Here is a 25199-nt window from a genome sequence, read left to right on the forward strand (position 1 = left end):
ACAAACGAGCATACGATCACAAAACTTTTCTTAGTCACAACAAATAAAAACTATTACTCACTGTATTTAATAAAAAAGCCTATGCTTATCGCACAGGCCTTTTCACAATAAATATATCTTCAATCTAATTAGATAACTCTTACATTTACCGCATTAAGACCTTTACGGCCTTGTTCAACTTCGTAAGAAACATTATCATTCTCACGAACTTTGTCTACTAATCCTGAAACGTGAACAAAAATTTCGCTCTCGCCTGAGTTAGGGATGATGAAACCGAAACCTTTGGTCTCATTAAAGAATTTTACTTTACCTTCTTGCATGGCACTATAATATTAATTTCCCTAAAGGTATATAAATAAAATCAAAAAACTTAACCTTTTTATTTTTTTTATCCGTTAAACTTTTTCATAAACTTTGGCTCCAATCTTGTAGCAATGCGATAATAGCAATCGTATTATTATAAAACTTTAAGATAAAACATGAAACAGCCATTGTTTTCCAAGTTGTACGGGTATATGGACAAACGACTCCGAATTAGTCCCTCCATTAAACCCGACCATTCACAGAAAGAAATGGCTGTTTGACTAGTATTAATGACATCTGAAAAAGCGCTGTAGCCTTCAGGTGTAAAACAAACGAACAAACAATTTTATAACAATGAAAAAATTATTATTAGGTCTAGCTTTTTTAGGTTTGATGACTCAAGTAAACGCACAACAGATGGTCAACAAAGAATTTGTATCCACAATAGGCCGAGCAGAAGAAGAAGTAACTCCGGACATCATCTATATTGATGTAACCCTCAAAGAATTTTATGAAAATGGAAATACCAAGAAAAAAGTCGGCATTGACAAATTGGAAAAGGATCTTTTTGACTCTGCGATAAAATCTGGTGTCAAAAAAGAAGATTTTACCATCCAGAATATCTGGAGTTACAATACCCCAGACAAAAAGAAAAAGGACACCGACATCTTGCTTTCACGGCAGTACCGCATCAAGGTTATAAACCTGAACAACTTAGATCAACTATTGGATGGGGTTGACAAGGCCGGAATCCAAAGTACTTCCATTGGTGAATATGATTACTCCAAGAAAAAAGAATTGGAAAAAACACTGAAAACCAAAGCCGTATTGGATGCAAAAGCCAATGCTCAAATTCTAGCGGAGGCTGCTGGTCAGAAAATAGGCAAAGCTATTGTTCTTTCTGAAACTCCACAACAAATTATCTTTGGTGTTCAGCCCATGATGCGCAGCGCCATGTATAAAGGTGCTATGGCTGAAGCAGCGGATCAAGGAGCCGGAAGTGGTCTTGATCTGAATATTAAACCCATGAAGGTAACGAGCGAAGTCAGCGCTTCCTTTGAACTTTTATAACATGCATAGAGAACTATCTCCTGAAGATAAGCGAAAAAAAATAGACCAAGATTTCGGTTGGATCAACCGAATATCTTGGTTAATGGACAATCAATTTAAAATTGGTAATTTCCGATTCGGACTGGATCCTATCTTGAATCTAATTCCTTTTGGAGGAGCCATAGCTGGGTTTGGAACATCTCTGGTACTGGTGATTGCCATGTGGAGAAATGGAGCTAGCCCCAAACTCGTCATCCGCATGCTCCTAAACATATCCTTGGACGCTATCCTTGGCAGCATTCCTTTTCTTGGAAATATCTTTGACTTTTTTAGCAAAGCCAATGAAAAAAATATCAAACTACTGCGCGAGCATTATTATGAAGGAAGACATACAGGCTCAGGCATAGGAATAATTGTCAGCATTCTAATTGTATTTTTTGTACTTACCGGCTTAACTTGTTACCTGATCTGGCTTTTCTTCTCTTGGGCATTTGCCTTTCTAAACGGCATTTCTTTCTAAAAAACAGTCTATTTTGTGCACATCCCCACAACAACAATGCTGTATATCTAACATCTATTTGATAATTTTGGAACAAATCGTGATGCTTCAAAAATGTCCATCTTAAATATTGCTAGACAATGAGTAAAAAAAGAATATTTGCCTTAATTCTAATCGTCATCATGCTCGCGGCGATCCTCACTAATCCGAGCAAAGAAGAGCATGAAAAAATTGTGCGAGCAAAAGCCGAGCAATTGCTCAAAAATCAGCTCCATGCAAAAGATCAAGCTTTTTTCGGCTTGGGTATGCAGCTTTTTGGAAATAATTTGGTAGACGATTTTGTCCAAAATTCGATTGTTGTGGACAATTACTACTTATTTTCATTAACCAAGATCAAATGGCAAGGAACGGAACAGATTATCGGCGGTGGTGCATTTAAGCAAATATGGTTGAGCCCTAAGATTGACGAAAAAGCCGACGAGATCATTGCCACGTTGAAAAAAATCTAATATGCCCTTAGAAATTCTTTATGAGGATGAATCAATAGTGGCCATCAATAAACCTCACGGCTTGTTGGTACACCGCTCATCTATTGCACGAGATGCATCCGAATTTGCGCTGCAATTGCTCCGGGATCAATTAGGCAAAACGGTTTATCCTGCCCACCGCTTGGATAGAAAGACCAGTGGCATTTTGTTGTTTTCATTAAACAAGGAAACGGACCAGTACCTGCAAAAAAGTTTTCAGGAACGCCTTATAAACAAAAAATACCTTGCTGTGTTACGAGGTTTTGCTCCAGAAGAAGGGATCATTGACTATCCCCTCAAAAAAGAAGACGGCACAGTACAAGAAGCCCAGACCTTTTTTCGACTGCTTGCAAGAGCCGAACTACATGTTCCTTTCGGAAAATTTCCAACTTCGCGTTACAGCCTTGTCGAAGCCAATCCGGTCACGGGTCGAATGCATCAGCTGCGGCGGCATTTTGCACATATTTTTTATCCGATCATCGGAGACCGACCTCACGGTTGCAATAAACAGAACAAGTTTTGGAAAGAAACTTATCAAATGGATACCATGCTTTTGCATGCCTCCGAGTTGATATTTAAGCATCCTTTATCAGGCGAAAATATGCACATAAAAGCAGGACTACAACCTGATTTTAAGAAAGTACTTGAAATCTTAGACTTAAACACACTATGTTAAAATTGATTCTCGAAGCATTTATAAGTATATCAGGCATCACCGCAGCTTCTGGTCTGGTTTATAACGGAGACGAACTCCATATCGTGTCTGATAATAGCAATTACCTATATAGCTATGACTTGACACGACAACGATTATCCAAAACGCCCTTATTACAATCAGCTCCAATGGAGAATATTCCCAAAGCAAATAAAATGGATCTGGAAGCGATTGCTTTCGATGGTAATCGATATTATCTGTATGGTTCGGGATCAACAGAAAAAAGAAATCATCGTTTTATATGGGACGGCAATACAATCATTCAGGAAGATTATAGCAAGATTTATGCTTTCCTGATGGACAAATTCAACATTGCCAAAGATGATTTTAATATTGAAGGGGTTCTCCATGCTGCAGACAGGATACTATTTTTTAATAGGGGAAATGGGCCTAGAGGCATAAATGCCATTTTGGAGTATAACACGAAGTCAAATCATTTATCCCGTTTCGTTCCACTCGAACTACCTCAGCTTGCTGGTATTGCCACTGGCTTTTCCGATGCTACATTGGTAGGAAATGACATTTATTTTATTGCAACAGCTGAAGATGTTAAATCAACCTATCTCGATGGTGAAGTTGCGGGTTCTCTCTTAGGGAAAATAGACTTGGACCTTAATTCCAAGCCTGCTATTGTGGAAATCCCTGAAAGGCATAAATTTGAAGGGATAACCTTAAAAGAGAAAACAGAAAAAGGCTTAGTTTTCCTTCTTTGTGAGGACACCGATACAGAATCAGATGAACTAACGATCTATTCATTGAACGTAAGCAATTAAATCGATTGTTCTAAAATAGATTCAGCGTTAGGAATCACGTATATTTTATTAAATTTGTAGCTGATTAAAACTTAATTTGTATGTTAAAAAATACTGCCCTTTCGGAGACACACATTGCTTTAGGAGCAAAGATGGTCCCCTTCGCAGGCTTCAACATGCCAGTACAATATACTGGTATCAACGATGAGCACGAAACAGTTCGCACAGGTGTAGGAGTTTTTGATGTAAGTCACATGGGAGAATTCATACTCAAAGGTGAAAAAGCCCTAGACCTTCTTCAAAAGATCTCTTCCAATGATGTATCAAAATTATACGATGGAAAGGTTCAATATGCATATATCCCAAATGAAACTGGTGGTGTGGTTGATGATTTCCTAACGTACCGTATTGATGATAAAACATACTTTTTGGTTGTAAATGCCTCTAATATTGATAAAGATTGGAACTGGATCTCTAAATACAATACAGAAGGCGTAGAAATGAAAAATATTTCGGATCAGACTTCTCTATTTGCCGTTCAAGGCCCCAAGGCCGCTGATGCTTTACAAGCTCTGACTGATATCGAGCTGGCTCCAATGGAATATTATACCTTTGCAAAAGGAACTTTTGCTGGTGTAGAGAATGTATTAATCTCCGCAACTGGATATACAGGCGCCGGAGGTTTTGAAATCTATGTGGCCAATGAAGATGCTCAAAAAGTGTGGGATGCTATTTTTGAAGCTGGTAAAGCTTATGGAATCAAACCGATCGGATTGGGTGCTCGTGATACATTACGCTTGGAAATGGGCTTTTGCCTGTATGGCAATGACATTGATGACAATACTTCTCCTCTGGAAGCCGGATTAGGCTGGGTAACAAAATTTACGAAAGATTTTGTGAACTCCGCGGCTCTTAAAGCCGAGAAAGAGGCTGGACTTAAAAAGAAATTAGTCGGTTTTGAAATGATTGACAGAGGTATTCCGCGCCATGATTACGAAATTGTCGACGCTGAAGGAAATGTTATTGGTCGTGTTACATCCGGAACACAGTCTCCTACACTAAAAAAATCAGTTGGTTTAGGTTATGTGGAAAATGCGTTTGCAAAAGATGGTACGGATATCTTCATCCTTATCCGCAATCAGAAAGTGAAAGCAAGGGTTACAAAACCACCATTTGTTAAATAATCGATACGATATATTATAAAAAAAAGCAGACAACTCAGGTTGTCTGCTTTTTTTATTTCTTCTTTTCTTTTATCTGCTTTGCTGCATATTGCTGTTTTTTTTCACGGTCCTTCTCTTGAATAATTACCTTTATTCTTTTGCTCAAAACCACTTTAAGGTAAATCAAAACGACCAAAAATGCGATAGACAGCCCAGTTACCAGCATATTTCCAGCTTTATATCCCTCAAACCCACAATAAGCCAAAAAAACAATGGCCAAATTCAATACGATATTCAGTATAAAATATTTTGTCATATTACTTTTTCATTAATCCCAATACGCGCTGTCTCCACACAAAAAAATAAAAAATTCCACCAATAATGTTGAACAGCACAATTGCCAAAGCCATCAATATTCTTTCTCCGTTAGCAATTGTTCGGGAAAGCATGATTTCACGTAATGCAAGAATAACCCACAAAAGTGACAATAAGATGGAAAGACTACCTAATATTGGAAAAATACCCAGATTAAAAAATCGGGCTAATATAGCGACGATATAAAAAGCAAGACTAAACAAGAAAGCTTGCTTAGTCTGATGCTCCAAATTCTTCATATTAATAAACGTCTAACTCCGGATCGATTTCTTCTTTCCAAGCTAAAATACCGCCTTTCAGATTGGCAAGATTGTCAAAACCCTGCTGCTCCAATAACATGATTGCTTGCGCGGAACGTTTTCCAGAACGGCACTGCACGATAACAGGTTTATCTTTAGCAATTTTATCTGCCTCAATCAAGATTCCTGAAAGCGGGATATTCAGTCCGTCCAGATTTGAAACTTCATATTCAAATGGCTCACGAACATCAATCAACTGAAAATCTTCGTTATTATCGATTTTATTTTTTAACTCTTGTACAGATACTTCTTTCATTGTCAAATAATTTATATTCAAACTTAGATAAATTTGCATTTATATCCAATTATAATTGCATTGGTATATACATGCGAATGTATATATTTTTAATACTTGATTTGCTATTCAATCCTATCGATATGCTTTTTGCTCTGATTTGAACTTAAATTCTGATGAGTGGAAGAAAAGCTGCAATAAAAGGGATTATGACAAGAAACAGCTTATTTCATTAAATTTACCACTTAAATCCTTATCTTCATCCGGTTTTACTAAGCTTTAAGTGAAATACTCCTGTTCAAAAAATACAAAGACGGGTAACACCAAGTAACATGGTCCATTTTAATAAAGCAAAGATAAGTTCAACGAGCTCATTTATATCAGGAGAATCGATATTTTAATAATTATTTGCATATGAAATCACTACCTCAAATATTCTTAACCTCATTCTGCATCTTATTGTCAATTCTCGCTAATGGACAACAGGTCATTTCTACTCTAGAACGCCAACATGCTGAACGGATCCTCAACACCTTGGCTGCTGATGATATGCGGGGCAGGTCGGCCCTGACCAAGGATATCGAATCCGCGGCAGATTTTATTGCTAATGAAATGAAAAGGATAGGCCTAATGCCTTATGCCGAACAAAATTATAGACAAACATTCCAGTTGGATAAGATTTCTCCAAAAAGGCTGTCCGCCTCTATAAATAAAAAAACTATTCCTGATGGGCATATCATTACGCTTGGAAATCATATTCACCTACAATGGGATAATAAAAGCCAGGTTAAGGTTGTCAACATCAAACCAGGGGATGACTTTTCTACGGTATTTAGGCAATATTCCTTATCCAAGGAGAATACACTTGTTCTTGTAGACCCTTCATTTGAAAATTATTTTTCCCGTTTTGGGCAAATGCTCAACGGGGCCAAATTTATTGAAGATTCCAATACACAGAAACCTTCCATTGTTTATATTTTGACCAAGGAAAATCCTAAAACCTTTGAAATCCATATGGAGAGGGAAATTCAACGGTTTCCACTATTCAATGTTGCCGGAATAATTCCTGGTAAAAGTAAACCTGAAGAATATGTTATCTTTTCAGGCCATTATGATCATATCGGTATTTTGCCAAGTGTTGGTCAGGATTCCATTGCGAATGGTGCTGATGACGACGCCTCTGGCGTAACGGCTATGTTGACTTTGGCAGAATACTACAAGAAGCAGAATAATAATGAAAGGACACTTATTTTTGTTGCCTTTACAGCAGAAGAACTTGGCATGTATGGCTCAAAATACTTTTCCAATCATATCAATGCGGACCAGGTGGTCGCAATGATCAATATGGAGATGATCGGGAAAGATTCCAAATTTGGTCCTAACACGGTATATATTACGGGTTATGATCAGTCAAATCTAGGTAAATTAATGCAAGAGAATCTTGAAAACACCAATTTCCGTTTTTATCCAGACCCTTATATTAAACAAAATCTTTTTTATAGAAGTGACAATGCGGTACTTGCTGCAAAGGGGGTTCCAGCACATTCATTTTCTACGTCACAAATGGATAAGGATGAACTTTATCACACGGTGAAGGATGAAGTGTCCACATTGAACATTCAAAATATTGTTTCCAGTATTGAAGCCATTGCCATTGGTGCCGCTGGAATTGTGGAAGGCAAACAGACCCCCTCCCGTGTAGAAAAACTGAAAGATTAACTAGATTTTATCAATCTCCTTCTGCATGACATAGTCATTCAGGACATAGTCATAATAAGGAGTATCAAGCGTATCAGTGACAAAAAATCCCTGCTTCAAATAAAAATGGTAAGCAGGGTTGTATCTATTGACATTAAGCTCTAAAATACCTTTTCCTTTTGCATGCGCTTTCTCGGCTGCAAAATCAATCATTGCCTTTCCAAAGCCTTTCCCTTGTACATGGGGCATCAAATAGAGCTTTTCTATACGAAGTTTATTCTCAAATGTTTTCAGTGCGACAAAACCTTGGGCAACACCTTCTTCTTTCAAAATATAGAAAAACTGACCATTAACCATGCTTTCTGCAAGTCCCTCGATGCTATAGCTTTTTTCAAGCATAAAATCGATCTGGTCCTTTGACAAGATATCCCCATAGGCATCTGGCCAAATGATATAGGCCATATTGGAAATGCTCCGGATATCAGTCTGTTCTGCTAATGCTATTGTTATCATGAAGTCTTCTCTCCTATTAAAATATATTTCGAATGGGAAAATTCAAGTACAAATAAGCCATCCTTTTCTGTTTGGTAACTTTTGTCAGTGACTCTCTTTAGTCCGCTATGTGCTATTGCCTGTCCTTGACCATCCACTTGAATCTCCTCGCCCTTAGGTTTCCATTTGGTAAAACCTGTTTTGACAAAAAAATACCGCATCCCTTTTGAGAACAGCGCAATATTCATCTGGTCTAAATATGGGATATAAAGTCCTATATCAATCTGATCGGTTACAATATTGACGGCTTTATACTGATGATCAATAAGATATTCTATCGCGGATCGAAGGAAATCTGTTTGGTAGGTAATCACTTTGAGGTTTTCCTGCGCCTGATTAATGGATCCCTGCGTAAAAACAATATCGAATTTATACCCACGTGCCTCCAATATATCTATGCTCTTTTCTTCAATGACAATTGTTGGGCTCCATTCCAACAATTGCCCAAAATCTTCCTCACCGACAAGAAATAGGTCCTCAATAAGTAAAGCGGGCTCCTGATTTTCCCTGACGATGTGATGTGATGACATGTGCTATGATTTAGTATCCGAGTCTACGTAGAGTGACATAAGCCATTAATCCGGTACTAATTTCAAGAGAGGCTTCATCTACATCAAAAGTAGGTGTGTGCACCGCTGAGGAAATGCCTTTGGCGATATTGCCGGTACCTAAACGATAAAAACAAGCATTTATCTCTTGTGAATAGTAAGAAAAATCTTCTGCTGCTGGCCAAAGATCCAAATCGACCACGTTATCTTTTCCAAGATATTCTTCAGCAAAAGTACGTGCATTTTTGGTAAGTTCCGGATCATTGATCAGAAATGGATAACCTTTGCACACCTCAAATTCACAGGTTGCTCCCATACTTTCAGCAATACCTACAGCCATTTTCACCATTTTATCATGTGCTTCGGCACGCCATTGCTCATTAAACGTACGGAATGTTCCTTCTAAATACACTTGATCTGGGACAATATTAGTTGCTCCATTGGCAATAATCTTACCGAAGGACAGTACCGTTGGGATCCGTGGATCTGCAAATCGACTGGCAATCTGCTGCAAGGCCGTGATGATATGAGCTGTAATAACAATAGGATCAATATTTTGGTGGGGATGAGCACCATGCCCTCCTCTTCCTTTGACAGTCATAAACAGTTCATCACAGGAAGCCATGTATTTTCCTTCTCGAAAGCCAACTTTTCCTACCTCAATAAAAGGCATAACATGTTGGCCGATTATTGCTGAAGGGGCCGGATTTTGTAAAACGCCCTCTTTTATCATCAAAGAAGCTCCGCCCGGCAAGCGTTCTTCACCAGGTTGAAAAATCAGCTTCACAGTCCCCCCATACTCCGCTCTTAAGCTATTTAATATCTTAGCCGTTCCCAAAAGCGAGGCGGTATGCACATCATGTCCACAGGCATGCATAACTCCGGGGTTATTTGAACCATATGAGCGCCCTTCGACCTCTTGGATTGGCAGAGCATCCATATCTGCACGCAAAGCAACGACTTCATCCGAAGGTAGATCGCCTTTGATTAATGCTACAATACCTGTATCTGCTTTAGTCTCATAGGGTATCCCCAATTCTTCCAGCTGAGATTTTACAAACGCGGAAGTATTATATTCTTTAAAGGACAGTTCTGGATTCTGATGAAGATGTCTACGGTTGGTGACCGTATCTTCAAAATATTGATGAGCTAAGGCCAGGACTTTTTCTTTCGTACTTGCCATAAGGTTGATAATTTATTGATAGACAAAAACGTTCTCGGAAAATACAAAAACGTTGCTAAAATATTGGCGCAGTTCGCGCATAAATGCATTTGCTTCAGAGCGGCTCCTAAAGTCCCCTACTTTTACCCGATAATTGGGCTCATCATAGGTAATATAAGTATCAATATCTTTATACATGCTGCGGAAGCGCGTCTGTTCTGCAAAGGCTTGATTTCTACTGGATCCAGCAAAAATCTGTACACGGAAGCCCCTTACCTTCACTCGGGTCGCCGCTGAACGGACGACCGGTTTAGTAGGCACCACTATGGGTTTGCTTTCGACAGGATTGATTCCCATAGCTGCTCTAAAATTCTGAAGTTGTGTAATCAAAGAATCTTTGGTCACGAGCACTCCGCCCTTTTCTTGTGCATTTACCTGAACAATCATCAATAACACAAGTACATGTATGAAAATCAATCCTCTCTTCAGCATAGTTTAACCTTTCTCAACGATTAGTTATTTGCGCCGTGGCAATTTTTATATTTTTTTCCTGAACCACAAGGACACTCATCATTGCGTCCAACAGTATTCTCATTACGAACCGGCTCCTTCGGTCCTTCGTTTACATCTTCATCACTCACACCTGTAGGAGAAACCAATTCAGCCTTGGTTTCAACAGTTTTCACTGGTGCTTGCTGTACTTGTCTTGACTGTAACGAAGTTGTTTCTTGACCCGGGATTTCTCCTTTGAAAATAAAGCTAATCACATCTTTATTCATTGAAGCCAACATGGATTTGAACAGATTGAAAGCTTCCATTTTGTAAATAATGATAGGATCCTTTTGTTCATAAACAGCATTTTGAACAGATTGTTTTAGATCATCCATTTCACGTAAATGTTCTTTCCAAGCTTCATCGATTAACGCTAATACAATACCTTTCTCAAATGCTTTGAACACTTCTTTACCATTGCTGTCGATCGCTTTCTTTAAGTTAGCTGAAACTTGGATACCACGAATACCATCTGTAAATGGAATAACGACATTTTCAACCACTTGACCTCTTTCAGCATATACATTATTCAATACCGGAACTGTCAATGCACCAATAGCATCTATTTTGTGGTGATAGGCGTTGATGGCTTGATCAAAAAGGCGATCAGTCAATCCTTCAATCTTACCTTGGGCAAACTCTTCAGCTGTAATTTCTGGGGTAATTGCAAAAATACGGATGACTTCAATCTGGAAATCCTCATAATTACCTTGTTCTTTAGCTTCTGCAACGATTTCCTCCGCAACATCAAAGATCATATTATTCAAATCCACATCTAAACGCTCACCAAATAAAGCATTTTTACGTTTTGAATAGATTACCGTACGCTGTGAGTTCATCACATCATCATATTCTAATAGGCGCTTACGGATACCAAAGTTATTTTCTTCAACTTTACGTTGTGCACGTTCGATAGACTTGGTCAACATGCTATGCTGCATGACCTCCCCTTCTTCAACCCCCATCTTGACCATGATGTTAGAGATTCTTTCTGAAGCAAATAAGCGCATTAAGTTGTCTTCTAAGGAAACAAAGAACTGAGAAGAACCTGGATCTCCCTGACGACCCGCACGACCACGCAACTGACGGTCGACACGACGCGACTCATGTCTCTCGGTACCAATAATTGCTAGACCACCGGCATTTTTAACGGCTTCAGTCAATTTAATATCTGTACCACGACCAGCCATATTTGTAGCAATGGTTACCTGACCCGGACGACCTGCTTCAGCAACAATATCTGCTTCCTTTTGATGTAACTTAGCATTCAATACATTGTGCTTAATTTTACGCAATTGAAGCATACGGCTCAATAATTCCGAGATCTCCACAGAAGTGGTACCAACCAATACGGGACGGCCCTGTTCTGTCAATCGCTGGATTTCTTCTGCTACAGCATTGTATTTTTCACGTGCGGTACGATAAATTAAATCTTGACGGTCCTCACGTTGAATACCTCGGTTTGTAGGAATTTCAACCACGTCCAGTTTATAAATTTCCCAGAGCTCTCCTGCCTCGGTTGAAGCTGTACCCGTCATTCCAGAAAGTTTATGGTACATCCGGAAATAGTTCTGTAAAGTAATCGTAGCATAAGTCTGCGTGGCATCTTCTACTTTCACATTCTCTTTAGCTTCAATCGCCTGATGTAGGCCATCTGAGTAACGACGGCCATCCATGATACGGCCTGTTTGCTCATCTACAATTTTTACCTTTCCTTCATCAACAATATACTCTACATCATTTTCAAATAAGGTATAGGCCTTCAACAGCTGATTGATGGAATGGATACGATCTGCTTTGATGGAATAATCCCGTAATAAGTCCTCTTTTTGAGCAGCTTTTTCTTCCAATGTTAATGAAGACTTTTCAATTTCTGCAATTTCAGTACCTACATCAGGTAAAATGAAGAATGAAGGATCTTCACCTGTTGCAGTAATTAGCTCAATACCTTTTTCTGTAAGCTCTACTTGATTATTCTTTTCATCGATGACAAAATAAAGTTCTGCATCTACTTTAGGCATGTTTTTATTTTGTTCTTGCATGTAGTAGTTTTCTACTTTTTGCAAGATAGAACGATTGGCTCCTTCACTCAGGAATTTAATCAGTGCTTTGTTTTTAGGTAATCCTCTATAGGCTCTCAATAAGGCCAGACCTCCACCTTCAACATCGGAGTCTCCAGCAGCTAATGCTTTTTTTGCCTCATTTAAGACAGTATTGATATAAGCTTTTTGTACATGTACCAAACGTTCGATACGTGGTTTCAACTGGTAGAACTCATGTTGATCTCCTCGTGGAATTGGTCCTGAAATAATCAATGGTGTACGCGCATCATCAATCAACACAGAGTCAACCTCATCGACCATCGCAAAGTGCAACTTACCCTGCACCAATGCATCCGGAGTCTGAACCATATTATCCCGTAGATAATCAAAACCAAACTCATTGTTCGTACCATAAACAATATCAGATTGGTAAGCCTTACGACGTTGTGGTGAATTTGGTTGGTGCTTATCGATACAATCTACCGAAAGACCATGAAATTCAAATAAGGGAGCATTCCATTCGGAGTCACGACGGGCCAGATAATCATTCACGGTAACGATATGTACTCCCTGCCCTGAAAGCGCATTTAAATAAGTTGGCAAAGTTCCAACCAATGTCTTACCCTCACCTGTTGCCATCTCGGCAATTTTTCCACTATGAAGTACAATACCACCAATCAACTGGACATCATAATGAACCATATTCCATGTCACTTCGGTGCCTGCAGCCATCCATTTATTCTTCCAGATAGCTTTATCACCATTAATGATGACATTTGGTTTGTAAACAGCCAATTCTCGATCAAAATCGTTGGCCGTAACTTCTAATTCTTCGTTTTCGGTCAAACGTCTTGAAGTTTCTTTAACCACAGCAAATGCTTCAGGTAAAATATCCTTCAATACCTCTTCTAACTTCTTGTCACGATCTTTAGACAATTTGTCTACTTGTTCGTATATAGAAGTTTTCTTCGCCATATCGTCCTCATCTTGATCAGCTTCGGCTTTAAGCGTATCAATTTCTTGGTCAATATCTGCTAGGTAATTCTTAATTCTTTCTTTGAAATCAACGGTCTTGGCACGTAACTCGTCATTGGTTAGATTTGAAAGCTTCTCATATTCAGCTTTGATTTGGTCTACCACAGGCTGAATCCCCTTGATATCTCTCTCGGATTTACTTCCAAATAATTTACTTAAAAACTTTAACATAATTTTTTTTCTATCTCAACTAAAGATGTTGTGCAATAATGACTCCAAAGTAAAATTGCAGACAATTTGACACTAATCGGGCAAATTTAATTATTAGATATGATATCTAACAGCTTACCACTATTTTTTTTACGTTATTTTTTACATTGAGTATGGGCTTATTGAAATTATGAGGCTATATAACCATCTAACAAGGATAACATGTTTACCTCCTACTCCTGCTATGATAGAAACAGCCTTTTATTCGATTGTGGAATAAAACCCAATTCCTGTGCTTTTTCAAACATTTTAGTAATAGCATTCCGTCCTTCAGCCCCCAGTGCAATAGAATATTGATTTACATACAGTTCAATATGTTTATACATCACTTCTTCACTCATTTCCTGTGCATGTTGACGAATGAAATCAAGTCCAGACTTGGGATTGGCAAAAGCAAACGCTACGCTTTCTTTTAAAATCGTATTCAACGTATTTTTTATTTCCGTTGGCAGTGACCGTTTTACGACAATACCGCCAAGAGGAATCGGAAATTTTGTCGTTTTCTCCCAATATTCACCCAAATCAACAACCTTATACAAGCCTTTTTCAGCATAAGTAAAGCGGTTTTCATGAATAATCAATCCTAAATCAATCGAATTATTCAATAGAGCTTCTTCAATTTCTGAAAAAACCAGCTCTACTTTATTGGATAGCTCCGGAAATGCCAGTCCAAGCAAAAAATTGGCCGTGGTATACCTTCCTGGATATCCGACTCTTAATTGGTCAAATTCGCCAAGATTTTCACCATTATTTAATTTCTCCTGAAGTATTTTCGCTAATTCAGGATCCTTTGTTATCAACATGGGCCCCACACCAAAACCTAATGCACTCCCAGCATCCAAAAGTTCATAATCCTCAACGGCGTAGGCAAAGGCATGATAACTCAATTTGGTCATGTCAAGATCACCTTGAAAAGCTTTCAGATTCAATGTTTCCACATCTTGATATTCAACAGCAAACTCCAATCCCTTGGTGTCAATTTTATGATGAATCAGGGCATCAAAAATAAATGTATCATTTGGGCATGGAGAAAACCCCAAAGTTAATTTCATACGTGTTTTTTTTATAGCTCCATATAAGCATCTTATTATGACATATCCATCAACAGAGAACCAATATGTACATAGATTGAAGTCGTTATACAGTAACTTTATGCGTTATTAAATAGAGTACCATTGCAAAAAATGTCATCGTGATAATTCCTTTTCCGATCTTATCATTCCCAGCACGATAAGCAAAACGTAATAAGATCAAATTGACAAATATCGCAATAGTGTAAACTGCCATGGGTTTATCGGGAAGAAAATAGTGTTCAATATCTGTCAAACACACCAAAGTATATGCTAACATAGGAGAAACAATTCCCACTCCCAATCCGACCAGGAGATTATTTTTCATTCGTGTAAAGTGTATTCTTATTTCCTGCTATTTATAGCGTAGTTCCATCAAAATCAAAACTCCAGGAATTCAATTCAGGGATAGCATGATGTGCTGTCATATCGAATTGTGTGGGAACAACAGAAACATAACCATTTGCCAAAGCATAACTATCCGTATCTTCACCACGGTCCTGCAAGACAAATTTGCCCGTTGTCCAATAATAATCTCGATTATGGGGATCAATACGCTCGTCAAATTCTTCAACCCAATGTCCACCTGCTTGTCTACATATTTTAATCCCCTTGAAACCCGATGTTTGCGGAAAATTAACATTTAACAGTGTATTTTTAGGAAGCCCGTTTGCCAAAACCTGTTCAGCAATAGCAGTAACATATGGCCTACAATAACTAAAATCTGCATCATGAGAAAAATTATCAAGGGAAAATCCAATGGAAGGTATCCCCTCGATAGCGCCTTCTACCGCAGCAGACATGGTGCCTGAGTAAAGCACATTGATCGAATTATTCAGACCATGATTAATCCCTGAGACACAGATATCAGGTTTTTGTCCTTTAAAAACTTTATTGACAGCAAGTTTAACACAATCTACAGGTGTTCCCGAACATTGATACATTTCCACTCCTTCATAAAGGTTGATTTTATCCAAACGCAGTGGTCTGCCCAGTGTAATAGCATGCCCCATTCCTGACTGTGCTGAGTCTGGAGCTACAACAACGACATTTCCAATCTTTTGCATTTCTTCCAACAGCACCTTAATTCCAGGGGCTGTAATGCCATCATCATTAACAACTAAAATGTTGGGTTTCTTCTTTACCATATACGAAGTTAGTAAATCTGAAAAATAAAATCCATGAAATTATCCCTTACCAGAAAACCATTACATAATTACGACATCGTTTGCGTAAGATTGTATCGCTATTGACAAATATTAACCCTAAATTAGACTTTTAAACAAAGAAAATCATTCAGTTATGAGCATTAATTTTGAATCCCGCTATGCTATCGGGCCAAAGGAATACAAAACTTTAGATACTCAAGGATTAAGAGAGAATTTTTTAATTGAAAAAGTTTTTGAAACCGATAAAATTAACTTTGTCTATACGCATTACGACCGCTATATGGCCGGTGGTGCAATGCCTGTAAATTCGAAAATCAAATTAGATACTATCCCTGAATTATTAAAGGAGCCTTATTTTCTGTCCAGAAGAGAATTGGGCATCATCAATGTAGGTGGCAATGGCCAAGTTGAGGTAGATGGGACAGTATATGAACTGAATACCAAAGAAGCACTTTATATTGGTCAGGGTGCAAAAGAAATCTATTTCTCAAGTCTAAATAGTAACAATCCTGCTAAGTTTTATTTAAACTCAACTCCTGCGCATTGCAGTTATCCAACTAAAAAGGTCACAAAGGAAGATGCCAATAAGCTCGAACTAGGATCATTGGAAACAGCCAATCACCGTACAATCAATCAGATGCTATTAAACAAAGTCGTGCAAACTTGTCAGCTGCAGATGGGCATGACCGAATTAAAACCAGGATCTGTATGGAATACCATGCCTGCGCACACCCATGATCGTCGTATGGAAGTATACTTCTACTTTGAATTACCCGAAGATCAAGCAGTTTCCCATTTTATGGGTCCAATTGATGAAACACGCCACATCTGGATGCGTAATAATCAAGCCGTGATTTCGCCGCCTTGGTCTATCCACTCAGGCGCAGGAACATCCAACTATACTTTTATCTGGGGAATGGCTGGTGAGAATTTAGACTATGATGATATGGATAAATGTGCTATTACAGCATTGAAATAGTACTTTCGCAAAAAATACAAATAATGAATATGGCGATTTTGTGCAATAATTTTCACCATAAAATCACAGGATATTAAGATAAACTCATCATGAAAAAAATATTCATATTAAGTTTAACGCTAGGACTTTCAACTGTTGTCCTTGCCCAGAACAGCAAAACTATTACCGTAAACAACCCTTCTGCGCTTTCCAGAACAGAATTAATCAGTATTCCTTATACGGTCTTCGAAAAGCATTTTGACCTAAAAAACAATGCGTTTACAATTATTGACAACCATGACAAAAGGGAATTAGCATATCAATTAGAAAAACTAGGAAATGCCACGCCTCAAAACGTATTAGTACAGGTTACAATAGCTCCCAAAAGCTCGCTGACCTTTGGTGTAAACGGCAATACCCCTACAGTAATCCCATCGAAAACATATGCGCGCTATGTCCCGGAACGCAAAGATGATTTTGCCTGGGAAAACGATATTGCAGCGTTTAGAGCTTATGGAAAAGCGCTGGAAGGAAGCTCAGAAGATGCCCAAGGATTTGATTTCTGGGCTAAACGCAGTAATGATCTTGTCATTGATGAATGGTACAAAACAGGTGATTATCATGCTGATCATGGAAAAGGCTTAGATTACTATTCTGTTGGACAAACCTTAGGCGTAGGTGATGCCACCCCTTTTATCAATCAAGAGGTTGTCTATCACAAGCATTACCGTCAGTTTGAAGTATTAGATAACGGCCCACTTCGTTCTACATTCAAGCTGATCTATGCACCTGAAAATGTAAACGGCCAAAATCTACAGATTGAAAAAACCATTTCCTTAGATGCCGGTAGCCAATTGAACAAAATAAGTTATTCGGTCAAAAACACCACCTCTAGCAGCACGCCTATTGTCGTTGGTATCTCAAAAAGGAATGAGGACAAACCTCAATTCCTGAATGATACAAAGAATGGCATATTAGCTTATTGGGAACCTGCAGAAGGAGATAAAATTACAGGAACCGCAGTAATCTTACCGAAGGTGAAATATGCTTTCAAAGACAGTCCAAAACAATTTTTATTAGCTACAACTGTAAAAAATAACAGTCCATTGGTTTACTTTGCAGGGGCTGCATTCAATAAAGCCGGAAAAATAACAAGCTTTGATCAATGGCAAGCCTATATCAAAGACTTTAGCAATAACATCAGTCAACCTTTAACTATTAAATATTCAAAATAATGTCCATACTGCAATCTTTCGATTTAACCGGAAAAGTAGCATTGGTGACAGGCTGCAAGAGAGGAATTGGAAAAGCTATTGCTGAGGCTTTAGCCGAAGCGGGAGCAGATATCATTGGTGTTTCGGCATCATTGGAAATAACAGGTTCTGCAATAGAAAAATCAATCAAAGCCCTTGGTAGAAATTTCTATGCCTATCAATGTGATTTTTCCAAAAGAACTGAACTATACAAATTTATTGAAAAAGTAAAGTCAGAGCATCCAACAATTGATATTCTTTTCAACAATGCCGGAAATATCCTTCGTAAACCCGTTGCTGAGCATCCAGATGAATATTGGGACGAAATTATTGAAATCAATCAAAATGCTCAATTTATCCTCACCAGGGAAATTGGAAAAGACATGATTTCACGTGGAACCGGTAAAATTGTATTTACCGCATCATTATTGACCTTCCAAGGTGGGATCAATGTTCCGGGTTATGCTGCTTCTAAAGGAGCGATAGGTTCATTGGTAAAAGCCTTTGCAAACGAATGGGCAGCTAAAGGGGTTAATGTGAATGGCTTTGCCCCAGGCTATATTGCAACCGATAATACTGAAGCACTGAGAGATGATCCGCAACGCTCCAAATCTATTTTGGAACGTATCCCTGCTGGACGCTGGGGTACTCCTGAGGACTTTAAAGGCCCGGCAGTATTCCTTGCGTCAAATGCATCAGATTACGTCCACGGCACCATTCTTACAGTCGATGGTGGATGGATGGGGAGATAACAGAAATCAACCTTTAAAAGTTAATATGTTTAAAAGGCTTTATCCTTAAGGATAAAGCCTTTTTCTAGATTGAAATACAGAGATTCAGCTTATAAATAAAGTCCCTTTTTATCAATAAATTCAATAACCTTCTGTGGGGTAAAAAATTGAATATTTTTATTTTCTTTGATTGCTTTTCTGATAAAGGTAGAAGATAATTCCATCAAAGGTGTATCTGTCATTGTTATTGACGGATGCGTCCTCAATTTGCCGCCATCATATCCTGGCCGAGGATAAACATAGATTTGATAATCACGGAGAATAATATCCGCATTCTTCCATTTTTCTAAAGATTCAAGAATATCTTCTCCCATAAGCAGTACAAATTCACGATTTGGATGCTTCTCTTTTAAATGGGTTAAAGTATCGATTGTGTAAGATGGAATAGGAAGGTGAAACTCAATATCACTCACACGCAAATGCTCACACCCTTCCAATGCTAAGTGCAGCATTTCAAGACGATCGTAAGGATCGGCTAATGTCATCTTTTTCTTGAATGGATTTTGTGGCGATACGACAAACCAAACTTCATCAAGCCCTGTATAATTGGCCATATAATTGGCTATAATCAGATGTCCAATGTGGACAGGATTAAAGGATCCAAAAAATAAACCAATCTTTCGCATGGACAGTACTATTTATTTATAAATCCCATGACAATTTCTTCGGCCTCAGCACATGCCGTGGCCAAATCGAAATTTTTCAAGATGACATCAAATTTATCTGCATAGGTAAGTTCCAGCTCCGCTTTAGCAAATCTCTCTTTCAACTTTTCTTCAGAGTCTGTACCTCTTCCGGTCAAACGCTCCTTAAGAACTTCCAATGAAGGAGGCTGGACAAATATAGAGATCGCCTGCTCTGGAAATTTAGACTTCAAACGCAAGCCACCAACAACATCGATATCAAAAATGACATTTTTACCTTCTTTCCAGATCCGCTCAATCTCAGAACGTAATGTTCCATAGAAGGTACCTGAATATACTTCTTCAAATTCGATAAATTCTTGCTTTGCTACTTTATGCAAAAACTCTTCTTTGGACATAAAATAATAGTCCTTTCCATCAACTTCTTGCCCTCTTGGATCACGTGTACTTGCTGAAATAGAAAATTCTATTTTATCACCATGTTTACTTAATAGATCTCTTACTATAGTTGTTTTTCCTGCTCCTGATGGTGCTGAAAATATGATTAATTTACCACTCATCCTTATAATACGTTGAGCAATTGCTCTTTTATTTTTTCTAATTCTTCCTTCATTTTGACAACGATCTGTTGAATACCGGCATGGTTAGCTTTAGAGCCCAAAGTATTGATCTCTCTTCCCATCTCTTGGGAAATAAAACCCAATTTTTTTCCGTTTGAATCTGCAGAATCAAAAGCTTTTAAAAAGTAATTGCAATGTGAACGCAATCGAACTTTCTCTTCTGTAACATCCAATTTATCTATATAATAAACAAGTTCCTGTTCGAAACGATTTTGGTCAACATTTTCTTTTCCTACGGTTTCATTTAAAAATTGCTCGATCCGCTGCCTTATTAGGGGAATACGTTCGACTTCTAACCTTTCAACTTCGCCTAAATAGGTAAGGATAAGTGCAGCCCGTTTCTTTAAATCTGCTGACAGGACCTCGCCTTCATCCTCACGAAAGGTGTTAAAATGTTTGACTGCATCATAAAAGGCATCCATCAATACTTTTGCTTCCTCTTCGTCAACTGTGTCATCATTATTGGTGACCACTTCGGGCATGTTTAAAGCCAGTTCGAACAAATTAGCCTGATTATCATGGAGCTCGCCGGCAATCTGCTGTAATTGATAATAGTATTTTTTCAATAGATCAGCATTGATGGATGATGCCTTAGCTGTTTGATCGTTATATTCAACAGTGACATTCAGATTGACCTTTCCACGTTCAATGAGCTTACTACATTCAGTACGCAAGGTCAATTCTTTGTCCGAAACTACTTTGGGCAAACGAAGATTTAATTCAAGGAATTTAGAATTTAAGGACTTTATTTCGACACTATACTTGACTTTACCATTTTCTTTGAAAGCCGTGCCATATCCTGTCATGGATTTTATCATATGCAAAGGTATGACTTTTCAGATAAAAGTTGAAAGCACTGTCGTTATTAATTGCTGATACTCCTTAAATTAACGTTGCTTATGTTGAAGGAACCCTAGTCTATTTACCAATCGTGTTTGGCTATAATAACAACAAGATAACTCTCATAAGGTCTGCGACCCTTACACTTCACATAACCAATCCCGATATCGTATAATGAACTGTTCCATTCGTCCATCCCCAATAAATGGGTCCGGTGATGGTATCCTGGGGCTTCTTTACCAATAATTAAGGCTTTAATGCCATCTGTTGCGCTAGCACGATTGGCGGCAATGGATTCAAAATTATTTGCGCTTCGCTTAGCCAGCCATGTAGAATTAAGACTATATCCTGCTTCTACGATAAAATAATTTGGCCCGTATCCCTCAGGAGAAACATGATCAAAATAGGAACGCTTAGCCATGTCCTTTGCACGGTATTCTGCAACCTCCGCAAGTTGTTTATTCCATTTCAATTGTGTCCTTTTTATCTTGTGTAGATTAAAAAGTCTCAATTCCTTTTTATATCGCTCTGGATTAGTACGAATCTTATTTAGTAGCTCGTAGGCCTCTTTTGCCTGTCGATGATCTACAATGACGCGCTGGGCAAAAACAAACTGCGTGAAAAATAAAGTAAATGCTAAAACGAAATATTTCATATCAATCCTTTAACCTAAAAAGACTTCATTTAGTATTTAACGTTTAATATTTTTTGAGTTTTTGGCAGTTAAAAATTATATAAACATGAAAATGAATATGATACATTTCAAAAGCTGATAACACCAAAGAAAAGACTCGAAAAATGAATCGTCCGAAAAGAAAAGAGTAATATATTGGTTACCTTCTATTGGATCCCATCTAAGCACACTAAAAATCAATCGATTGTGAGTTCCTTTTGTAATCTGCTCTAAGAATAAAAAAGGGAGCCTGATTTAGACTCCCTTTTTAGCTTTTATTTTTTCTTTTATTACTTCAACGATGATTGGTAGTATGGAAATAAAGATAATAAACAATACTACCTTGGAAAAATTGTCTCTGATAATTGGAATATTCCCTAAAAAATAACCAGCTAAGGTTATTCCTCCTACCCAAAGTACTGCACCGACAACATTATAAGTAATGAATGTTCCATAATTCATCCTTCCTATACCGCCAACAAAGGGAGCCAAAGTACGTACAATAGGAACAAAACGAGCTATAACAATGGTTTTGCTTCCATATTTTTCATAAAAAGAATGCGTTTTAGCAATCTGTTCATCCTTGACAACCTGCTTACCAAAAAGCTTAAATTTTGTCAATCGCATTCCAAAATGCTTTCCAATGGAATAGTTAAGTGAGTCTCCTGTAACTGCGGCAATCAATAAAACAAAAATCATCAAGCCTATATTCAATTCATTAGGTTGAGCTGCTAACATTCCTGCAGCAAATAACAGGGAATCTCCAGGTAAAAATGGCATTACCACCACACCAGTTTCAACAAAAATAATGAGAAACAAAATGAGGTATGTCCAAGTCTGATAATCATTGACAATTTCAACCAAATGTTTATCAATATGGAGGATAAAGTCAATAAGGTGTGTAATTAATTCCAAAACTGATAAGAAAATTAAGCGTTATTCAACATCACAGGCATCACCAACATTAAGATATCTTCATGGTCTTCAGACGCAGCCGGAATCAATAAGCCAGCACGGTTTGGTGTACTCATTTCAATAACGACCTCTTCACTTTCAAGATTGTTTAACATTTCAACCAAGAATTTGGCATTAAAACCAATCTCCATATCATCCCCTTCAAACTGACATGACAACCGTTCGTGGGCCTCGTTGGAAAAATCTAGGTCTTCAGCCGAAATATTTAATTCACTTCCTGATATTTTCAGACGGACTTGATGTGTTGTTTTATTAGCGAAAATTACAACTCTTCGCAATGTATTTAAGAAAAGTAATCGATCTACTGTCAGTTTATTAGGATTAACCTGAGGAATGACAGCAGCATAATCAGGATAACGTTCATCTATTAAACGGCAGATCAAATTGATATTGCCAAAACTAAAGAATGCATTTGTTTGGTTGTATTCAATAGAAACGGCAGTATCATCCGAAGGTAAGGAAGATTTCAATAAAGATAGCGCTTTCTTCGGCAAGATAAGTGATGCTGGTTTTTCTGCGCCAACATCTGTCCTGGTATAACGCACTAATTTATGTGCATCTGTAGAAACAAAAGTCACATTTTTTTCTGCCAATTGCACCAAAACACCGGACATTGCAGGTCTTAATTCATCATTACTAACAGCAAAGATCGTTTTACTGATGGCTTCTGACAAAATTGGAGCCGGCATCTGAATAATGGAACCATTGTCAATGGAAGGAATCTTAGGAAAATCATCGGCATTTTCACCACTCAATTTATACTTACCATCGCCGGCACTGATTTCAATAGCTAAGGTGTTCATATCTACTGAAAATGCTACAGGTTGATCAGGGAGCGTTTTTAAGGTTTCTATCAAAATCTTTGAAGGCATAGCTACTCTTCCTTCTTCTTTTGCTTCTATCTGCAAAGAAGTAACCATACTTGTCTGCAAATCCGTAGCAGATATAGTCAAGTTATTATCTTTTATTTCAAAAAGAAAGTTTTCCAAAATTGGCAAAACAGTACTTGTACTAGATGCTCCGTTGATAGCTTGTAACTGCTTTAATAAAATTGATGTTGATACAATGAATCTCATTTCCTAAATGCTAATTATTATGTGCAATAATACACAAATTAATCAATATTTTTTTGTTTTATAAGCGCCTTTCTTTCCACAAATAAAGATTTATACGGATGAAATAAGCAGTTGTATTTCAATTAATAAACACACTTTCAAAAGTATAGAAACCAAATTCACCCTTAGAAATCACAATATTTAGTTACATTTGTATAATAGCAATAGTGTATGCAGTTTAAAGATATCATTGGGCATAAAGAAATCAAAGAACACCTTGTTCGTACGGTTCAGGAAAACCGTGTGAGCCATGCCCAATTATTCTTGGGCCCCGAGGGCTCTGGAAGTTTAGCTTTGGCCTATGCTTACGCTCAATTTTTGAACTGTGAAAATAAGCAGGCATCCGATAGTTGTGGAGAATGTTCATCTTGTCGAAAATATGGTAAGTTGATCCATCCCGACTTACATATGTCCTATCCTTTTATCGCAAAACACAAAGAAGATACAGCCGTTGATTATGCAGAAAGTTGGCGCAAATCTTTTTTATCCAATCCTTATATGGGATTGGAACACTGGCGAAATCAATTGGATGCAGACAATAAACAAGTTAATATCAATATTGCCGAAGCACATGCCATCATCAAGAAATTAAGCCTTAAAGCTTTCGAAGCTGAATATAAAGTCTTAATTATGTGGTTGCCTGAATATCTGGATACACAAGGCAACGCTTTATTGAAATTAATTGAAGAACCCCCTGAAAAGACCCTATTTATCTTGGTTGCTGAGAATCAGGACAAAATATTGAATACAATCATTTCACGTACTCAACTAGTAAAAATAAAAAAATTGGGGTATAATGAAGTTGCTCATTATTTGATGACAACAGAGCATCTTTCTGATCAGGAGGCTTCTGAAATTGCTTTTATTTCTGACGGCAATCTACAAGAAGCATTCAACCAACTTCATTCACAGACCAATAATCAATTTGGTATTTTAGTCAATTGGCTCCGATTTGTTGTATCAGATGCTGGTACCAATATGATTTCATTAGTAGAGGAAGAATTGGCTAAAATGGGGCGAGAAAATCAAAAAAGCTTTCTTTTTTATGCGATCAATATGATGAGACAGATCATCTTGATTAAAGAAAGTCTTTCCAGTTTAGTATTTTTATCAACCAAAGAATTGGATTTTGTTCAAAAATTTGCATTACATTATAGCATTGAACAAATTGAAGCAACAATAAATCTATTTGAGGAAACGCATTATTTTGTTGAGAGAAATGCGAATCCCAAAATATTATTTTTAGATTTATCTTTGCAATTAACATTAATATACAAGTACAAAACGTTTCCGAAAGGAACTCAATATATATAAATAGAAAACTATGGGATGTGGCAGTTGCTCATCCGGCGGAGGTTGCGGTAGTACCACAGC

General features: G+C 37.7%; 29 protein-coding genes. 11 read left to right on the forward strand and 18 right to left on the reverse strand.

Going from position 1 to position 25199, the window contains the following annotated elements; translation table 11 throughout:
* Nucleotides 1–128: 128 nt before the first annotated feature.
* Entirely contained in the window at nt 129–320 is a 192-nt protein-coding gene (locus HX021_RS17200) for a cold-shock protein (protein ID WP_046672593.1), read from the reverse strand.
* Between the two features lie 337 nt (nt 321–657).
* Here HX021_RS17200 and HX021_RS17205 point away from each other — a divergent pair, with 337 nt between their 5' ends.
* The 6 genes from HX021_RS17205 to gcvT all read left to right on the forward strand — a co-directional run bounded on the left by HX021_RS17205 (nt 658) and on the right by gcvT (nt 5030).
* Nucleotides 658–1374 carry an SIMPL domain-containing protein gene (locus HX021_RS17205; protein ID WP_286591765.1) on the forward strand — a complete coding sequence of 239 codons (717 nt, stop codon included), beginning with the start codon at nt 658–660 and terminating at the stop codon, nt 1372–1374.
* Between the two features lies 1 nt (nt 1375).
* The gene (locus tag HX021_RS17210; protein WP_286591766.1) at nt 1376–1873 is read left to right on the forward strand and encodes a DUF4112 domain-containing protein; all 498 of its coding nucleotides are present in this window, start codon (nt 1376–1378) and stop codon (nt 1871–1873) included.
* A gap of 119 nt (nt 1874–1992) precedes the next feature.
* Nucleotides 1993–2361, forward strand: a complete 369-nt coding sequence (locus HX021_RS17215; RefSeq protein WP_286591767.1) for a hypothetical protein — start codon at nt 1993–1995, stop codon at nt 2359–2361.
* 1 nt (nt 2362) lies between these two features.
* Entirely contained in the window at nt 2363–3055 is a 693-nt protein-coding gene (locus tag HX021_RS17220; RefSeq protein WP_286591768.1) for a pseudouridine synthase, read from the forward strand.
* On the forward strand, nt 3049–3867 hold the full coding sequence (locus tag HX021_RS17225) for a DUF6929 family protein (RefSeq protein WP_286591770.1): 819 nt from the start codon (nt 3049–3051) through the stop codon (nt 3865–3867). Before HX021_RS17220 ends, HX021_RS17225 begins: the two co-directional genes overlap by 7 nt.
* 80 nt (nt 3868–3947) lie before the next feature.
* A complete protein-coding gene (gene gcvT, locus HX021_RS17230) occupies nt 3948–5030 on the forward strand; it encodes a glycine cleavage system aminomethyltransferase GcvT (protein WP_286591772.1) in 1083 nt (360 codons plus the stop codon).
* A gap of 52 nt (nt 5031–5082) precedes the next feature.
* Here the strand turns inward: gcvT and HX021_RS17235 are convergent, their stop codons facing one another.
* Genes HX021_RS17235 through HX021_RS17245 form a run of 3 tightly spaced genes read right to left on the reverse strand, consistent with a single transcriptional unit; the run spans nt 5083 to nt 5939 of the window.
* Nucleotides 5083–5325 (reverse strand): DUF6358 family protein, encoded by a 243-nt coding sequence (locus tag HX021_RS17235; protein WP_286591774.1) that lies wholly within the window; start codon nt 5323–5325, stop codon nt 5083–5085.
* A 1-nt stretch (nt 5326) separates the two neighbouring features.
* The gene (locus tag HX021_RS17240; RefSeq protein ID WP_286591775.1) at nt 5327–5623 is read right to left on the reverse strand and encodes a PLDc N-terminal domain-containing protein; all 297 of its coding nucleotides are present in this window, start codon (nt 5621–5623) and stop codon (nt 5327–5329) included.
* 1 nt (nt 5624) lies between these two features.
* Nucleotides 5625–5939 (reverse strand): rhodanese-like domain-containing protein, encoded by a 315-nt coding sequence (locus tag HX021_RS17245; protein ID WP_286591776.1) that lies wholly within the window; start codon nt 5937–5939, stop codon nt 5625–5627.
* 393 nt (nt 5940–6332) lie between these two features.
* Here HX021_RS17245 and HX021_RS17250 point away from each other — a divergent pair, with 393 nt between their 5' ends.
* The gene (locus tag HX021_RS17250; protein WP_286591777.1) at nt 6333–7637 is read left to right on the forward strand and encodes a M20/M25/M40 family metallo-hydrolase; all 1305 of its coding nucleotides are present in this window, start codon (nt 6333–6335) and stop codon (nt 7635–7637) included.
* On the opposite strand, the gene HX021_RS17255 is transcribed toward HX021_RS17250, so the two are convergent.
* From HX021_RS17255 to surE, 8 genes are all read right to left on the reverse strand, one after another.
* Entirely contained in the window at nt 7638–8129 is a 492-nt protein-coding gene (locus HX021_RS17255; RefSeq protein WP_286591779.1) for a GNAT family N-acetyltransferase, read from the reverse strand.
* Nucleotides 8126–8698, reverse strand: coding sequence for a thiamine diphosphokinase (locus HX021_RS17260; RefSeq protein WP_286591781.1), 573 nt, complete (start codon nt 8696–8698; stop codon nt 8126–8128). Before HX021_RS17260 ends, HX021_RS17255 begins: the two co-directional genes overlap by 4 nt.
* Nucleotides 8699–8708: 10 nt before the next feature.
* Entirely contained in the window at nt 8709–9899 is a 1191-nt protein-coding gene (locus HX021_RS17265) for a M20 metallopeptidase family protein (protein WP_286591782.1), read from the reverse strand.
* Between the two features lie 12 nt (nt 9900–9911).
* Nucleotides 9912–10370 (reverse strand): SPOR domain-containing protein, encoded by a 459-nt coding sequence (locus HX021_RS17270; protein WP_286591783.1) that lies wholly within the window; start codon nt 10368–10370, stop codon nt 9912–9914.
* Nucleotides 10371–10390: 20 nt separating this feature from the next.
* Nucleotides 10391–13678, reverse strand: a complete 3288-nt coding sequence (gene secA, locus HX021_RS17275) for a preprotein translocase subunit SecA (RefSeq protein ID WP_286591785.1) — start codon at nt 13676–13678, stop codon at nt 10391–10393.
* Between the two features lie 221 nt (nt 13679–13899).
* A complete protein-coding gene (locus tag HX021_RS17280; RefSeq protein ID WP_286591787.1) occupies nt 13900–14769 on the reverse strand; it encodes a menaquinone biosynthesis family protein in 870 nt (289 codons plus the stop codon).
* 85 nt (nt 14770–14854) lie between these two features.
* Nucleotides 14855–15115, reverse strand: coding sequence for a hypothetical protein (locus tag HX021_RS17285; protein WP_286591788.1), 261 nt, complete (start codon nt 15113–15115; stop codon nt 14855–14857).
* Nucleotides 15116–15146: 31 nt separating this feature from the next.
* A complete protein-coding gene (gene surE, locus HX021_RS17290) occupies nt 15147–15935 on the reverse strand; it encodes a 5'/3'-nucleotidase SurE (RefSeq protein WP_286591789.1) in 789 nt (262 codons plus the stop codon).
* A gap of 154 nt (nt 15936–16089) precedes the next feature.
* Here surE and kduI point away from each other — a divergent pair, with 154 nt between their 5' ends.
* The 3 genes from kduI (at nt 16090) to HX021_RS17305 (ending at nt 18919) form a co-directional block, all read left to right on the forward strand.
* The gene (gene kduI / locus HX021_RS17295; RefSeq protein WP_286591791.1) at nt 16090–16935 is read left to right on the forward strand and encodes a 5-dehydro-4-deoxy-D-glucuronate isomerase; all 846 of its coding nucleotides are present in this window, start codon (nt 16090–16092) and stop codon (nt 16933–16935) included.
* An 89-nt stretch (nt 16936–17024) separates the two neighbouring features.
* Nucleotides 17025–18149, forward strand: a complete 1125-nt coding sequence (locus tag HX021_RS17300) for a BT3233 family polysaccharide utilization protein (RefSeq protein WP_286591793.1) — start codon at nt 17025–17027, stop codon at nt 18147–18149.
* Nucleotides 18149–18919: an SDR family oxidoreductase gene (locus HX021_RS17305; protein WP_286591794.1), complete on the forward strand. Its 771-nt coding sequence runs from the start codon at nt 18149–18151 to the stop codon at nt 18917–18919. Before HX021_RS17300 ends, HX021_RS17305 begins: the two co-directional genes overlap by 1 nt.
* 89 nt (nt 18920–19008) lie before the next feature.
* Here HX021_RS17305 and nadD read toward each other — a convergent pair whose 3' ends face one another.
* The 6 genes from nadD to dnaN all read right to left on the reverse strand — a co-directional run bounded on the left by nadD (nt 19009) and on the right by dnaN (nt 23786).
* Nucleotides 19009–19584, reverse strand: coding sequence for a nicotinate (nicotinamide) nucleotide adenylyltransferase (nadD, locus tag HX021_RS17310; RefSeq protein WP_286591795.1), 576 nt, complete (start codon nt 19582–19584; stop codon nt 19009–19011).
* A gap of 8 nt (nt 19585–19592) precedes the next feature.
* Nucleotides 19593–20162 (reverse strand): guanylate kinase, encoded by a 570-nt coding sequence (gene gmk / locus HX021_RS17315; protein WP_286591796.1) that lies wholly within the window; start codon nt 20160–20162, stop codon nt 19593–19595.
* Between the two features lie 2 nt (nt 20163–20164).
* Complete coding sequence (locus HX021_RS17320) at nt 20165–21040, reverse strand: YicC/YloC family endoribonuclease (protein WP_286591798.1); 876 nt, start codon at nt 21038–21040, stop codon at nt 20165–20167.
* Nucleotides 21041–21144: 104 nt separating this feature from the next.
* Nucleotides 21145–21717: a CAP domain-containing protein gene (locus tag HX021_RS17325; protein WP_286591799.1), complete on the reverse strand. Its 573-nt coding sequence runs from the start codon at nt 21715–21717 to the stop codon at nt 21145–21147.
* Between the two features lie 273 nt (nt 21718–21990).
* Nucleotides 21991–22650, reverse strand: a complete 660-nt coding sequence (locus tag HX021_RS17330; protein WP_286591800.1) for a DedA family protein — start codon at nt 22648–22650, stop codon at nt 21991–21993.
* Between the two features lie 14 nt (nt 22651–22664).
* Nucleotides 22665–23786 (reverse strand): DNA polymerase III subunit beta, encoded by a 1122-nt coding sequence (gene dnaN, locus HX021_RS17335; protein ID WP_286591801.1) that lies wholly within the window; start codon nt 23784–23786, stop codon nt 22665–22667.
* 210 nt (nt 23787–23996) lie between these two features.
* Here dnaN and HX021_RS17340 point away from each other — a divergent pair, with 210 nt between their 5' ends.
* On the forward strand, nt 23997–25139 hold the full coding sequence (locus HX021_RS17340; protein ID WP_286591802.1) for a DNA polymerase III subunit: 1143 nt from the start codon (nt 23997–23999) through the stop codon (nt 25137–25139).
* Nucleotides 25140–25199: the final 60 nt, after the last annotated feature.

The sequence above is a fragment of the Sphingobacterium sp. N143 genome, from assembly GCF_030325625.1.
Classification (GTDB): Bacteria; Bacteroidota; Bacteroidia; order Sphingobacteriales; family Sphingobacteriaceae; genus Sphingobacterium.

Bases quoted from the DNA above. Each gene is read 5' to 3' on its own strand.
- HX021_RS17265 (WP_286591782.1), bottom strand. From the start codon at position 9,899: ATGGCAAGTACGAAAGAAAAAGTCCTGGCCTTAGCTCATCAATATTTT.
- HX021_RS17340 (WP_286591802.1), top strand. From the start codon at position 23,997: ATGCAGTTTAAAGATATCATTGGGCATAAAGAAATCAAAGAACACCTT.
- gcvT (WP_286591772.1), top strand. From the start codon at position 3,948: ATGTTAAAAAATACTGCCCTTTCGGAGACACACATTGCTTTAGGAGCA.
- gmk (WP_286591796.1), bottom strand. From the start codon at position 20,162: ATGAGTGGTAAATTAATCATATTTTCAGCACCATCAGGAGCAGGAAAA.
- HX021_RS17285 (WP_286591788.1), bottom strand. From the start codon at position 15,115: ATGAAAAATAATCTCCTGGTCGGATTGGGAGTGGGAATTGTTTCTCCT.
- HX021_RS17225 (WP_286591770.1), top strand. From the start codon at position 3,049: ATGTTAAAATTGATTCTCGAAGCATTTATAAGTATATCAGGCATCACC.
- HX021_RS17325 (WP_286591799.1), bottom strand. From the start codon at position 21,717: ATGAAATATTTCGTTTTAGCATTTACTTTATTTTTCACGCAGTTTGTT.
- HX021_RS17250 (WP_286591777.1), top strand. From the start codon at position 6,333: ATGAAATCACTACCTCAAATATTCTTAACCTCATTCTGCATCTTATTG.
- HX021_RS17280 (WP_286591787.1), bottom strand. From the start codon at position 14,769: ATGAAATTAACTTTGGGGTTTTCTCCATGCCCAAATGATACATTTATT.
- HX021_RS17215 (WP_286591767.1), top strand. From the start codon at position 1,993: ATGAGTAAAAAAAGAATATTTGCCTTAATTCTAATCGTCATCATGCTC.
- HX021_RS17255 (WP_286591779.1), bottom strand. From the start codon at position 8,129: ATGATAACAATAGCATTAGCAGAACAGACTGATATCCGGAGCATTTCC.
- HX021_RS17205 (WP_286591765.1), top strand. From the start codon at position 658: ATGAAAAAATTATTATTAGGTCTAGCTTTTTTAGGTTTGATGACTCAA.
- HX021_RS17305 (WP_286591794.1), top strand. From the start codon at position 18,149: ATGTCCATACTGCAATCTTTCGATTTAACCGGAAAAGTAGCATTGGTG.
- HX021_RS17210 (WP_286591766.1), top strand. From the start codon at position 1,376: ATGCATAGAGAACTATCTCCTGAAGATAAGCGAAAAAAAATAGACCAA.
- HX021_RS17245 (WP_286591776.1), bottom strand. From the start codon at position 5,939: ATGAAAGAAGTATCTGTACAAGAGTTAAAAAATAAAATCGATAATAAC.
- nadD (WP_286591795.1), bottom strand. From the start codon at position 19,584: ATGCGAAAGATTGGTTTATTTTTTGGATCCTTTAATCCTGTCCACATT.
- dnaN (WP_286591801.1), bottom strand. From the start codon at position 23,786: ATGAGATTCATTGTATCAACATCAATTTTATTAAAGCAGTTACAAGCT.
- HX021_RS17320 (WP_286591798.1), bottom strand. From the start codon at position 21,040: ATGATAAAATCCATGACAGGATATGGCACGGCTTTCAAAGAAAATGGT.
- HX021_RS17270 (WP_286591783.1), bottom strand. From the start codon at position 10,370: ATGCTGAAGAGAGGATTGATTTTCATACATGTACTTGTGTTATTGATG.
- HX021_RS17220 (WP_286591768.1), top strand. From the start codon at position 2,363: ATGCCCTTAGAAATTCTTTATGAGGATGAATCAATAGTGGCCATCAAT.
- HX021_RS17235 (WP_286591774.1), bottom strand. From the start codon at position 5,325: ATGACAAAATATTTTATACTGAATATCGTATTGAATTTGGCCATTGTT.
- HX021_RS17260 (WP_286591781.1), bottom strand. From the start codon at position 8,698: ATGTCATCACATCACATCGTCAGGGAAAATCAGGAGCCCGCTTTACTT.
- secA (WP_286591785.1), bottom strand. From the start codon at position 13,678: ATGTTAAAGTTTTTAAGTAAATTATTTGGAAGTAAATCCGAGAGAGAT.
- HX021_RS17240 (WP_286591775.1), bottom strand. From the start codon at position 5,623: ATGAAGAATTTGGAGCATCAGACTAAGCAAGCTTTCTTGTTTAGTCTT.
- surE (WP_286591789.1), bottom strand. From the start codon at position 15,935: ATGGTAAAGAAGAAACCCAACATTTTAGTTGTTAATGATGATGGCATT.
- HX021_RS17300 (WP_286591793.1), top strand. From the start codon at position 17,025: ATGAAAAAAATATTCATATTAAGTTTAACGCTAGGACTTTCAACTGTT.
- kduI (WP_286591791.1), top strand. From the start codon at position 16,090: ATGAGCATTAATTTTGAATCCCGCTATGCTATCGGGCCAAAGGAATAC.
- HX021_RS17200 (WP_046672593.1), bottom strand. From the start codon at position 320: ATGCAAGAAGGTAAAGTAAAATTCTTTAATGAGACCAAAGGTTTCGGT.